At 43.8% G+C, this 13,592-nt stretch carries 9 protein-coding genes; 6 read left to right on the top strand and 3 right to left on the bottom strand.

Translation table 11 applies throughout. The features are described 5' to 3' along the window. Positions 1–230: 230 nt before the first annotated feature. Both D0T57_RS11485 and D0T57_RS11490 read right to left on the bottom strand, forming a co-directional pair. On the bottom strand, positions 231–2,612 hold the full coding sequence (locus D0T57_RS11485; protein WP_185154674.1) for a TonB-dependent receptor: 2,382 nt from the start codon (positions 2,610–2,612) through the stop codon (positions 231–233). A 261-nt stretch (positions 2,613–2,873) separates the two neighbouring features. Further along, positions 2,874–5,654: an outer membrane beta-barrel protein gene (locus D0T57_RS11490; RefSeq protein ID WP_163273638.1), complete on the bottom strand. Its 2,781-nt coding sequence runs from the start codon at positions 5,652–5,654 to the stop codon at positions 2,874–2,876. Positions 5,655–5,820: 166 nt separating this feature from the next. On the opposite strand from D0T57_RS11490, the gene D0T57_RS11495 reads away from it, so the two are divergent. From D0T57_RS11495 to D0T57_RS11520, 6 genes are all read left to right on the top strand, one after another. Next, on the top strand, positions 5,821–8,286 hold the full coding sequence (locus tag D0T57_RS11495; protein WP_163273639.1) for a DNA translocase FtsK: 2,466 nt from the start codon (positions 5,821–5,823) through the stop codon (positions 8,284–8,286). Between the two features lie 425 nt (positions 8,287–8,711). After that, positions 8,712–9,350, top strand: a complete 639-nt coding sequence (locus tag D0T57_RS11500) for a LolA-like putative outer membrane lipoprotein chaperone (protein ID WP_163273640.1) — start codon at positions 8,712–8,714, stop codon at positions 9,348–9,350. A 111-nt stretch (positions 9,351–9,461) separates the two neighbouring features. Then, a complete protein-coding gene (gene trxB, locus D0T57_RS11505; protein ID WP_368666926.1) occupies positions 9,462–10,415 on the top strand; it encodes a thioredoxin-disulfide reductase in 954 nt (317 codons plus the stop codon). A 41-nt stretch (positions 10,416–10,456) separates the two neighbouring features. Beyond that, positions 10,457–10,948: a ferritin gene (locus tag D0T57_RS11510; protein WP_163273642.1), complete on the top strand. Its 492-nt coding sequence runs from the start codon at positions 10,457–10,459 to the stop codon at positions 10,946–10,948. Between the two features lie 90 nt (positions 10,949–11,038). After that, the gene (locus D0T57_RS11515; RefSeq protein WP_255490581.1) at positions 11,039–11,722 is read left to right on the top strand and encodes an ABC transporter ATP-binding protein; all 684 of its coding nucleotides are present in this window, start codon (positions 11,039–11,041) and stop codon (positions 11,720–11,722) included. Beyond that, positions 11,722–12,825: a 4-phosphoerythronate dehydrogenase gene (locus tag D0T57_RS11520; RefSeq protein WP_163273643.1), complete on the top strand. Its 1,104-nt coding sequence runs from the start codon at positions 11,722–11,724 to the stop codon at positions 12,823–12,825. The genes D0T57_RS11515 and D0T57_RS11520 overlap by 1 nt, the downstream gene beginning before the upstream one ends. A gap of 54 nt (positions 12,826–12,879) precedes the next feature. Here the strand turns inward: D0T57_RS11520 and D0T57_RS11525 are convergent, their stop codons facing one another. Then, positions 12,880–13,554, bottom strand: coding sequence for an OmpA family protein (locus D0T57_RS11525; protein WP_163273644.1), 675 nt, complete (start codon positions 13,552–13,554; stop codon positions 12,880–12,882). Positions 13,555–13,592 lie beyond the last annotated feature (38 nt).

Below are 13,592 nucleotides of genomic sequence, written 5' to 3' on the forward strand. Positions count from 1 at the left end.
TTATGCCTAAATTTGAAACGAGATACAAGAATAATTTCTCCACCAAGAAAATTCATTCTTTGTGGAGAAAACTATGAGGGAATTATTCAGTGAACCCTACTTAGGCAAAAAAACTTTCTGTATCGACAGGTGAAGCCTCTTTTTCGAGAAAAGCCTGAGCACAGCCTCACCTTCCGATTTTAACCTGTTAATACAAAATTCCATCAAAAGGAATATCCTGCACAATTGGCTTACAGCAAGTTGCCAATTTTAAAGCCTAAGAATACTGTACGTGGCAGGCTTGGCCCATAAACATATGAAGGGTCGCGATCGACTCCTTTGTCAAAGTCTTTCTGGAACGAATTGAATATATTTTTCATCCCTGCAAACCATTGTACGGTAACGCCGCCAGTTATTTTCATGTCGTAATGAAATTTAACTCCCGCATCGAAAAAAGATTTGGATTTGCGTACTTCCCCGCCTGAGCCTTCCGGCAGTTCGGTGCCGAAATATTGCAGAAACATAGGGCCTGTATAAGTTCCTGTTGCCGATAGCCCAAAGTTGCGCGCAAACTCCCATTCGGCAGTGAAGAAGCCATAATTGTCGGGCGTACGGTAGAATTTCTTTTTCCCGAAATCTTTGTCCGGGTCTTTATATCTGCTCGATTGTACTGTAAACCCTGCGGTGAAGTTGAGCTTTTCGGAAGGGATAAGTTTCATCTCCATATTCAATCCTTGTACTACCGCACCTTTTTTCGCATTCATGCGGGTATATATGGTAATTCCGTTTTCATCAGTCTCGCCGATCTCGTTGCGGAACGGGTTGTGAAGCTTCGTATAGAAACCTTCGACAAGGAAATTTGTATTCACACTACCCAGTTTCTTATTATAGTCGAACGACAGGGTGAAGCTGGTGCTGTTTTCTTGTTTCAGGTTCGGGTCATTCTTATTTATTACCTGTCGCGAACCCGATGTTTCTATGTGTAAATCTTCGTCGAAGATCTGTGGTGCGCGGTATCCTCTCGATACTCCGAGACGGGTTTGCAGTGCAGGTGTGATGTCGTACATAATGCTTGCACGTGGTACGAATACTGTTCCCGATTTGTCGGCATCATTGTCCATTTTGTCATTTACGGAATAATGCTCTACACGCGCTCCGGCAAGGAATTTAAACTTGTTGACTTTTATCTCATACTGGGCAAAAGCTCCTGTAGTAGATAGAGACTGGTCGGAAACCACTGTGTTGGGGTGATGCTCTTCTGTTAGTTCACCATTGTCGTCCACACCATATTCTACATATCCCAGTTTCTTGTCTTTCAGGTGCGAACCTGTATGTTCTACACCAGCCACAATGGTAGAGTTGTCGTTTAAAGAAAGCTTATACTGCGCGCCCATGTTGTAGGTCTTGTCTTTTGTATTTCCATAATCGCTAAGCGATTGTTTTGCTCCATAATAAGAGTCCCTGTCGAGGTATTGCCCCGATCCGAATATTGTTAACAGATCGCTTTCGCGGAAATACTGTTCGAAAGTCAATGCTCCTGTTTTCATATCGTGCTTTACCGATTCGGAGATGTCGCGCTCGTGGTGAGGGTAATCTTGCTTATTGCCTCCGTTGCGTTCTTCACTGATATTGAAAAAGTCGAGACTGAGCTTGCTCCTGTATCCCGGACGGTGGAATATACGGGTGCCGATAACAGTGTTTTTCATGGGTGCTATTTCCGAAAAACTGTCATCGTTGTAGTCGAACATCTTACGGTCGCGCATATTGCCGAATACGGCAATCCCCGTCTTATGGTCGTCGGTAACCAACGATGCGTTGAATGTGGCATTATAATCGGCAGCCGGGCCGTTGCTCCCGCTTACGCCTGTGCCGATAAGAGAAGTGTTGAACCCTGCTTCGAACGAGTTGCGCTTAGGGTCTTTAAGTATCAGGTTTATTGTGCCGGCAATAGCATTAGAACCATATAATACAGAACCTCCGCCGCGAACAACTTCTATCCGGTCGAGCATATTGGCAGGTATCAGTTCTAGCCCATACACGCCCGCCAGCCCGCTGAATATAGGGCGGCTATTTATCAGTATTTGAGAATAAGGGCCTTCAAGCCCATTCATTCTGACTTGCGAAAAACCACAGTTTTGGCAATCGTTTTCGTAGCGTAATCCGGTGGCGAAGTTCAGCCCCTCACCCAATACTACCGATTGCGTGGTTTCCAGCATCTTGGTGTTGATAGTGTTTACTATAACCGAAGCTTCCGCCCTTTTTTGTGATGTGCGTCCTGCGGTGACTACCACTTCACTAAGGCTCAAGGCATCTTCTTCTATCTCGAAGTTTATTTCCAGCGAAACACCTTTCTTCAATGTTATTTCTTTCTCCTGAGGTTTGTAGCCTACGCCCTGTGCCATCACAATCCATGTACCTTCGGGTAGGTTTTTCAAGGCGTAATGTCCTGTAGCGTCGGTTGCTATACCAATGGTTGTGTTTTTTAATACGACATTAATATAGGGGACGTGTTTGCCCGTTTTTTTGTCGACAACATGTCCAAAGATATTGGCATCTGTCCTGACTATATTTGTAGCATTTGAAAAAAGAAAAGATAATAAGAGGATAAGAACGAGTAATGAATATTTTTTCATTTGTTGATAAAAATTAATGAAAAGGTCTTTATTTAAAAAAGGAGGTGCAAAGTTCTGTAAAATAGTGACTGGCGGCAATAACTATATTTAGGTATTGCTGGGGCTGTTGATACCTAATTATAGGTATTTGTTATGGCTGATAGCTTAAATTGATCGGCCTGCAAAAAGAGAGGTTGCCTAAAAAGCAAAAGTACTATCAATGCGATACGTTTTTACTTCTTAGGCAACCCCTATTGTATTATTTATATCAGGTAAGTTTTATCAGAACATGCCAGGGCCTCGTCCGCCCCTTCCACCAGGGCCTCTTCTGCTTTGCCCTTCCATGTCGCTGCCTTTCATTCCTCCTTTGAATGTTTGGAAGCGGATTGTAAGCCCTACCATAAAGTAGCTTGTCAGCGAATTGGAAGTGGTATAAGATATCCTGTCGGCCGAAGAACTGCGCGAAATATTGCTCCTGTCCTTAAGGATGTCATAGATTTTGAACTTAAGCGTTGCCGGAAGCGAAGTTGCCTGGTCGCCCGACCTCAACCTTATCTTGAACTCTTTGGACAGGGATGCATTCCATATCCACGAGTTTTGTTTATAGCCCGCTTCGTAGCCCGAATTGGATGAGTAGTCAACATCACTTTCGAGCACGAAATCATATGGCATAAACCACTGGATATCTGCCATTCCTCCATAGTTGTATATCGCAGCATTGCGATTGCTGGTCTTGGTATATCTGGTGTCTTCGTATGTAATATTTGCCCCTATATTGAACTGGAATTTGTCAGAATTGAACTTCAGACGTATATTCTCGCTTATGCTATATACATTAGCCGTATTTTTTATCGCATCTTCTCCCGTATTTTTAAGGAATGCGTTGTCGCGGGTATAGCGTCCGTGTATCCTGTTGTTGATAGAAAATCTTTTATTTTTCAGAGGAGTGTTGTACATCACCATCAACCGTCCGCTCATATTGCCGTCAATATTTTCGTAAGTGGTATTCTTACTGTTGTTTGCACCGGTTTCAACGATGCTGGCTATTGCATTCATGGTATATCGCATATCCCCGAACGCCATAATAGACGAAGCTTTTTCGGGAATATACTTCTGGTAGCGGATATTGAGCCTGTGTTCGAAGCTCGGTTTCAGGTTCGGGTTACCCCATGTAGTATCTGTCGCATTCTGGCTGATGATACCATTAAACAATTGGTCGGTAGATGCCTGCGAGGTTTGCCCGTTGTATCGTACCCTCAGGTTGTGCCGCCTGTCCCACAAATAGTTGAACTCGAGGCGTGGCGCAAAGTTGAGGAAGTTGCGTGCGCGGTCTTTGTTCTCGTCCATATTCGGCTGGGTTACCGATGTTTGCGAACGCGAAGGTTCCAAACCTACGCCTACAGTATAATTGTATTTTTGCCTGCGGCTTTGAAAATTGAGGGATATATTCTGGTTCAGGAAGTCGTTCTTCGTATTACGGGTATAGTTGTCTGCCACTACAGTGTAATTTCCTGTGCCATCATTATCGTAGGTTTTCTTGTCTGTTTCAGAATGGTTTTTGCGGATGCTGTAAGCCAGTTCGAGGAAGTTGTTCTTTCCTATAGGTTCGAGGTAAGAAGCCCGCATGCGCCAGTTGTAACTATTGTTTTTCTGGTCGTATATCTGGTCTTGTATTACCACCGAGTCTTTGTTGTAGTAGTCGATGTGCGAATAGGTTGTACCTTCGGTATCGCCATCGCTCATGCCTCCTGATACCTCGAAGGTTATAGACCTGCCTTTATCGTTAAGCATACGGTTTATCAACAGGTTTCCGTTTAGGTTGATTGTATTTCTTTTCGATGCCGATTCCGAGCCGGAAAGCATATTAAATGCATCACCTTCGTTGCCTAGCCGTTCTGTATCGCCCGATGAGAAGTTGCGGGTTCTCGTGTATGATAGGTTCGGGGTGAAAATAATATTAGTTACACTGTCAGGTTTCCATTCGAAACGGAAGCGGCCGTTGATGTTTTTATTATTATTGTTTTGGTATGATGTTTTTTCTTCCGTCATGCCGGCATTTCTTTCCCCTGTATATTGGGTGCTGGTCATACTTTCCACATCGGTGTCCGTTCCGCGATATTGCACATCGCCATTGTATTTGAATTTGCTCGAAGGTTCCATTGCAAGATTGACCCCGCCCATAGCGGTTTCGGTTATGCCGCGGTCCGATCCCCATCGGCGTCCGCCCAATCCGTTTGCATTGTTGTTATTGTTGAAGTTGCCCAATGCCGACAAGCGGTTGTTGTTGCGGGCTATGTTTACAAAGCCATTTCCCTCGTAGCGGTCTTCGCTACCATATCCCCCCGATACGCTACCCATTATACCTTCTTTCATGCCGGGTTTTACTATCAGGTTGATTACTGTTTGCTCCTCCCCGTCGTCGAATCCGGTTAGTTGCGCCATGTCCGATTTTTTATCCAAGACTTGTAGTTTTTCCACCATCTTGGCCGGCAGGTTTTGGGATGCTGTCTTCGGGTCGTCGCTAAAGAATTCTTTACCATCGACCAGAATTTTCGAGATATCTTTGCCGTTTACAGTTATCTTGCCTTCCGAGTCTATCTCAGCCCCGGGTATTTTCTTTATCAATTCGCCAAGCACGGCGGTTTCCTGTACTTTGTACGAATCGGCGTTGTATTCTACAGTGTCTCCTTTCACTATTATTTCGGGAGCTTTGGCCTCTACGGTAGCTTCGCTGAGCAGTATGCCGTCTTCTCTAAGAAAAATGTCGCCCAAAGCGGTTTTTTGTCGGGTGTTGAGATTGTAAAACTGGTCGATATAACCGATAAAGGATAGTTGCACTACATATTGTCCTTGTTTGACTCCTACTTTAAATTTGCCATCACTGGTTGTTACTCCTCCTGTCACATAGGTGCTGTCTTTCATATTCAGCACACGGATACTAGCCATCTCAATAGGCTCTTTTGTTTTCTCATCAAAAATTGTCCCGGTTAAGTTTACTTGTGAAACGATATTTGATGAAAAAAACACGAACAAAAACAAAAGTAACGGAATATTCCTTTTCATTATTTCCTTGTATCAACTAAATTTAAACTCTTTTACACTGTTTGGTGAGACTGAATAAGTAGGAAAAGGTTTAATCTGTATTTTTTGTTTTTATATTTTTTTTCCTTCAAAAAGAAAAAATTACAGCGCTTCTTCATCCGCAAAAAGCATTATCTTTGTTTCTTGTATGGCAAAAAAAACGATTTCGAAAAAGAAAAAGAAAAATAGTGAAAAGGTTGGTATTCTCGAATTTATAAAAAAAGAGCGTACCCGTTTTCTCTTTGGTGTATGCCTTGTTTTTATAGGCGCATATATCTTGTTGGGCGAGATATCATTCTTCTCTACCGGGGCAGCCGACCAGAGCAAGGTGTTGAACAAGGAGTTTTCCTCGTTGCTGTCGCAGAGGCTGCCGATAAGTAACTGGACCGGTGTAGCCGGAGCCTTTATTGCCGAGCAACTTATCAACCGGTGGTTTGGTGTATTCTCCATGCTCATCCCTGTTTTCCTTATCTTTGCAGGGTTGATACAAATGCGGGTGCTTAACAATATTTCCACGCTTCGCACATTCCTGTTGCTGGCATTTATTATGATATGGGGCTCTATTACAAGCGCTTTCTTGTTTTCCCGCATCCTACCCGAAGGGCATATCGTATGGGGGGGAGCGCACGGGCAATATGTAGAGCAGACATTGGAGGCCGCTCTGGGCATACCGGGCATACTTATGGTTATTATCCTCTTAGCCATCATATTCTTTGTGATAATAAAAAGAGCCTCGATGGAATTTTTCAGAAGCCTGTTTAAGAATCCTTTGAAAAAACAGGAAGAGCAAGACGACTTCTATGATGCAGACGAGGATGTTTATGAAGATAAGAAAAGCCTGAAAGATAGACTTTTTGCTTTCTATTACAAGCTGAAAAAGAACAACAAAAAAGAAGAAGAGGGCGAAATTGCTGATATCCCGGTCTCTTTCCCTAAAGAGGAAACTTCTGTTCCTCATTCTACAACTTTGCATATCGATCAGGACTTTGAAATAATAGTGCCCGAAGACGAGGAGCTCGTGAAACCTGTAGCCCCTCCTGTGCCGAGAATAAAGCCGGATGTGCCGGAAGATATCGAAGCCGATTTGCAGGATGTGGATGAAGAAATGGAAGACTACGACCCTACAAAAGATTTGTCGAATTTTCATTTCCCGTCTACCGAACTGCTGAAAGTGTACGACTCAACAGGCAAAGGGGTGGATATGGCAGAGCAAAATGCCAATAAGAGCAAAATCATCACCACATTGCAAAATTACGGCATAGAGATCACATCTATAAAAGCGACTGTAGGCCCTACCATCACCCTTTACGAGATAGTGCCGAAAGCAGGGGTGCGTATATCGAAAATCAGGAACCTCGAAGATGATATCGCCCTTAGCCTGTCGGCATTGGGTATCCGCATCATTGCGCCTATGCCGGGCAAGGGAACTATCGGTATCGAAGTGCCCAACAAAGACCCTCAGATAGTATCTATGCAGTCGGTGATAGGCTCGCGCAAGTTTCAGGAAAGCACTTTCGACCTGCCTGTGGCTCTGGGCAAGACCATTACCAACGATATATTTATTTTCGACCTGTGCAAAATGCCGCACTTGCTCGTGGCTGGGGCTACCGGGCAGGGTAAGTCTGTGGGGTTGAATGCCATTATTACATCGTTGCTTTACAAGAAGCATCCGGCAGAAATGAAGATGGTGCTTGTAGACCCTAAGATGGTAGAGTTTAACATCTATTCGAGGATAGAGAAGCATTATCTGGCCAAGCTTCCCGATGCAGAGAAGGCTATTATCACCGATGTGTCGAAAGTTACCCAGACGCTCAATTCGTTGACAAAGGAAATGGACGACCGTTACGAATTGTTGATGAATGCCGGAGTGAGAAATATAAAAGAATATAACGAGAAATTTCGCAAACGCAGGCTCAACCCATTGAAAGGCCATCGCTTTCTTCCTTATCTGGTCATTATTATCGACGAGTTTGGCGACCTGATAATGACTGCCGGAAAAGAGATAGAAATGCCTATCGCCCGTATTGCCCAAAAAGCGCGCGCTGTGGGTATGCACATGGTGATAGCTACACAACGCCCGACCACAAACATTATTACGGGAACGATAAAGGCAAACTTCCCGGCTCGCATGGCTTTCCGCGTAACATCGCAGATAGACTCGCGCACGATACTCGACATGTCGGGGGCAAATCAGTTGATAGGGCGAGGCGATATGTTGTTTTCGCAAGGAAGTGACCTTGTGCGTATCCAATGTGCTTTTGTAGACACGCCCGAAGTGGAAGGCATCGCCCAATATATTGGCGAACAGCAAGGATATAGCAGTGCTTTCGAGTTGCCCGAATTTGTGGGCGAAGGGGGCGAAGACAAAATGGGCAGCATCGATCTCAACGATCGCGACCCGCTGTTCGACGAGGCGGCAAGATTGATAGTTGTACATCAGCAGGGTTCTACATCACTCATACAGCGCAAATTCTCGATAGGGTACAACCGTGCAGGACGCCTCATGGACCAATTGGAAGCTGCGGGGATAGTAGGGCCTACACAGGGTAGTAAACCTCGCGAGGTGTTTATTGCAGATGAATATAGCTTGGAACAGAAATTAAGTTCTTTTTGATTGGTAAATAAGGGCTATCGAAGTTCAATAAATTTATCTATATAGAGAAAAAGCTTGCTGGATATAGCTCCCGAAAAGTAACAATCGAAAACAGGGCAATATGTGTTACTTTTGTTACTTTTCGGAGAGATATAAGATGCCAGTAGACGAGTTAACGAGTTGGTTTCTGATGAGATATGAACTTGTACCTCGTGTCTTGTTTACTTGTATCTAAAGAAAAGGTAACAATATAAAAACAGAGAAAAAGCGTTACTTGTGTTACTTTTTTGATTGATCGGGAACAAAATCGGAACCAAACGGACAAACGATCCCTGCTACGGGTTGAACAATATGTTAACTTGAGGGTTTTATTAAATAAAGGTAAACTCTGTTAAACTCTTTCGTGTAGTCGTAGTCAAACAACAATAGGAAAACATTATTAGGATATGAAAACAAAAACACTATTATTATCAATCTTTACAATTTTGACAACTACTGCATTTGCTCAAAATGCACGCAGCATACTCGACAAAGCCTCCGAAACATATAATAATGCAGGAGGAGTAATCGTATCGTTTACGCTCGACTCTAAAGATATCAAAAGCAAATCGACCTACAGCTACGATGGCAAAGCGTATATGAAGGGAGACAAATTCAGGATAGAAATTCCCGATGCGATAACATGGTTCGACGGCAAAACGCAATGGGTATATATAAAAGATACCGAAGAAGTAAATGTGAGTAACCCTACCGGAGAAGAATTGCAGGCTATAAGCCCGTCGGTGCTTTTCAATATATATAAGAAAGGTTTCAACCTGAAATATAACGGCGAAAAGCGTATGGCAGGAAAAGTGCATCAGGAAGTAGAGCTGGCTCCACAGAAAAAGGGCGCGGAATTTACCAAGATAGTGGTTTTGATAGACAAAAGCAGCAACAAGTTTTCGAAGATAACCCTTACCGACAAAGCAGGTATGGAAAATGTGTTGACTATAAAGAAATACCAGACAGGAGCAGCCCTGGCTGATACATCTTTCCGTTTCGAGAAAAAAAATTATCCCAATGCGGAGATAGTAGATTTACGTTGATATGGTATTCTTTAATAGATATTGTTTATTGGTTCATAAAAATTAACAACCGGATAAATTTCGCCAATATAAATAATTGCTATAAATTCGCATTAGAAATAAATAAAATATATAAAACTAACCATGAACGAAAAAGTACGCTGTCTTATTATAGGATCGGGTCCGGCAGGATATACTGCCGCCATATACGCATCGAGAGCTAACCTCTCCCCAGTACTATACGAAGGGATACAGCCCGGAGGGCAGTTGACAACAACTACCGATGTGGAAAACTTTCCGGGATACCCCGAAGGTATAACCGGTTCTGAGCTGATGGAAGACCTTCGCAAACAAGCGACCCGTTTTGGGGCGGATATCCGCTTTGGAACTGCTACTGCCGTAGATTTTACATCTTATCCGCGAAAGGTGACTATAGATGGCGAAAAGGTTGTAGAAACCGATGCCGTTATTATAGCTACCGGGGCGAGTGCCAAATACCTGGGGTTGCCCGATGAAGCCAAATATGCAGGGATGGGTGTGTCGGCCTGTGCAACCTGTGACGGATTCTTTTACCGCAAGAAGCGTGTAGCTGTAGTTGGCGGTGGCGATACAGCCTGCGAAGAAGCCATCTACCTGGCCGGGCTTGCCGAAAAAGTATATCTGATAGTGCGTAAGCCATATCTTCGTGCATCGAAGGTAATGCAGGATAGGGCTATGCAAAATCCTAAAATAGAAGTCCTTTTCGAATGTAATGCTGTCGGGCTGTTTGGCGAAAATGGTGTAGAAGGCGTGCATGTGGTGAGACACATGGGTGAACCAAATGAAGAAAAGTTCGATATCGAAGTTGACGGCTTTTTCCTTGCCATCGGGCATAAACCAAATACAGATATATTTAAAGACCAATTGAACCTCGATTCGGTAGGCTATATAATCACCGATCCGGGAACACCAAAGACCTGTGTCGAAGGCGTGTTTGCCGCAGGCGACGTTGCCGACCCGCATTACCGCCAGGCTATTACTGCGGCGGGTAGTGGCTGCCAGGCTGCCATAGAAGCCGAAAGATATCTGAGCGAAAGGAGTTTGTAGATTCATAAAACAAGAACTATCATCAATAAAATATTATCATTATGCTAAGTAAGAAAATAGAAGCTGCGCTGAATGCGCAAATCAATGCAGAATTTTGGTCTGCATATCTTTACCTGTCCATGTCTGCCCATTTTGCAGCAGAAGGAAAGAGTGGTTTTGCCAACTGGTTTAAAGTGCAATTCGACGAGGAGCAAGAGCATGCCTTAAAGCTTTTCAACTATGTAGTGGAAAGAGGTGCTGCCGTAGAGCTGAAACCGATAGCAGAAGTTGCTACTAAATGGGATTCGCCGCTCCATGCTTTCGAAGAAACGCTTAAACACGAAAAGGTGGTGACAGGAATGATTAACGACCTTGTAGCATTGGCTCGTGAGGAAAAAGATTATGCGACAGAAAGCATGTTGCAATGGTTTGTAAACGAGCAGGTAGAAGAAGAAGCTACGGCGCAAGGATATATAGATGCCCTGAAAATGATCGGGACAAACGGATTCGGTATCTATACTTTGGATAAGGAACTGAAAAGTCGGAAAAGCTAGTTTTTAGCATTTACCAAGATAATAATTGGCAGGTCTCTTCGTATTTATACGGAGAGATTTGTTAATTTCAGGGAATTAACCAGATGATAGATGGATATTGTAACTGTAGAACATATATCGAAGCAATACGGGAGGCTAACAGCCTTGTCCGATGTCAGTTTCACCCTTCACAAAGGTAGTGTTACCGGGCTCTTGGGCGTCAATGGCGCAGGAAAATCAACATTGATGAAAATACTGTCGGGTATGTTGGCACCCGATAGCGGGAGCATCACGTTCGACAAGCAACCGTTCGATTCAGGCCGGGACGTCATCCGAAAGCAAACAGGCTATCTCCCCGAAGACAATCCCTTATACGATGATATGTATGTGAAGGAATATCTCGGTTATGTTGCAGGCTTATATGGAGTAGACAGGCTTCGTGTAGACCAACTGATAGAAAAGACTGGTTTGGTAAATGAATACAAAAAGACGATAAAGTCCCTTTCGCGCGGCAACAGGCAGCGGGTTGGTATTGCGCAATCGTTGATGAACGACCCATCTTTTCTTATACTCGATGAAGCGACTTCGGGCCTCGACCCAAATCAACGGGAGAGCCTTTACCTGTTGTTTAAAGAACTGGCAAAGGATAGGATTATCCTGTTTTCGACACATATATTACCGGAGGTAAAAGAAATTTGTTCCGGGTTCATTCTTCTGGATAAGGGGCGGTTGGTAGCCAATCGGGAGATAAACCAAATAGATTCGATAGAAAACCTGTTTCACACACTCACCTAATGAAGATAATAGCTGATAAGAATATACCGTACCTGAAAGGCATAGCAGACCAATTCGGAGATGTTGTTTACCTCGATGGTGCTGCATTCACTCACGAAGCTATAAAAGACGCCGATACGCTGATTGTGCGTACAGTAGCCCGTTTCGATGAGCGTAACCTGAAGGATACGAATGTTAAGCTTATATGTTCGGCCACTATCGGTTACGACCATATAGATACGGCGTATTGCGACAGCCATAACATTGCATGGCGAAACGCTCCCGGATGCAATTCGGGTTCGGTGAAGCAGTATATTGTATCGTCGCTTATCCTTATTTCCCGAAAGCTTGGGTTTGACTTAAAGGACAAGACAATCGGTATAGTGGGAGTAGGCAATGTGGGTAAGCAAGTGGCTAAAGCCTGCGAAGTATTGGGGATGAAAGTCTTACTGAACGACCCTCCGCGCCAACGTGCCGAACATGGTGATAGATTCGTTAGCTTAGATACGATTAAGGATGAAGCTGATATAATAACCTTCCATACACCGCTGGAAAAAGAGGGGAAGGATAAGACTTATCATCTGGCAGACGATCTGTTTTTCAATACGTTAAAAAAGTCTCCTGTAATAATCAATTTAGCGCGTGGTGGCATTGTAGATACGCAAGCTATAAAGAAGGCAATAGCGGGGAACAAGATATCAGGAGCTATTATAGACTGCTGGGAGAATGAACCTGATATCGACCTCGGATATATGAATATGGTAGACATCGCGACTCCTCATATCGCCGGATATTCTGCCGATGGCAAGGCTAATGCTACGCGTATGTCGCTAGAGTCTTTGGCTGCATTTTACGGAATGGATACAGCGCCTATAGCTGATATAATAGCGCCGATGCCTGACAGCTCGACTCTCGATATGGATAAGTATATAGGTGGTGACAATAGGGTTTACGATGCTATTCTCGATACATATAACCCTATGGACGATTTCAACCGCTTGATGGCTGCGCCCGAAACCTTTAAACAGTTGAGGAACAATTATCCTTTGCGAAGGGAGTATTCGGCTTATAGCCTATTGAATGCGACACAGGAAGAGGCTGTATTGTTCGATTCCCTGAAATAAGCAAGGCTACCGATGTCGGTAGCCTTATCTTATTGTTTGATAGTCTGTTATAGATTATCTGCCTTGTTGAGCATCTTGTATCATCTTCTCGTTAGGAAGGATATAAACTTCTACACGGCGGTTTTGTTGTCTTCCGGCAGCAGAACTGTTGTCAGCAACCGGTTGAGTAGAACCATAACCTTGAGTAACCATACGTGTTCCTGATACACCTTTCGATGTAAGGAAGTTGTAAACAGCCTGAGCGCGTTTTTCCGACAACGGATTGTTGATAGCATCGCTACCTGTATTGTCGGTATGTCCGTAAATCTGAACATCTGTATCAGGGTTGTTTTTCAAAGAGGTAGCAAAGCTATTCAGTGAACTTTGTGAAGCAGTGTTCAAAGTACTAGAGTTGGTAGCAAACAAGATACCCGACTCGAAAGTAACTTTTATCGCCTGCCCGTCGTTGATAGATTCAACTTGTGCTCCGTTGATTTGCTCAAGCTCTTTCTTTTGCTTGTCCATCTTGTTTCCGATAATAGCTCCGGCAGTACCACCAAGTACGGCACCTATACCGGCACCCCACGCTGCACCTTTGCCACCACCAAAGATAGCACCTATACCAGCACCTAAAGCACCTCCGGCTCCGGCTCCTATACCTCCGCCTTTTACTGTATCGCTAGCTCCGCAGCTTGACAAAATGATAGAGCAGCTTAATACGATAGCTGCAATAAATGAAAAATGTTTCATAATTAGTAATTTAAAATGATTGTTGTTTATTTAATATT

It is taken from the genome of Dysgonomonas sp. 511, from assembly GCF_010501105.1.
GTDB lineage: Bacteria > Bacteroidota > Bacteroidia > Bacteroidales > Dysgonomonadaceae > Dysgonomonas.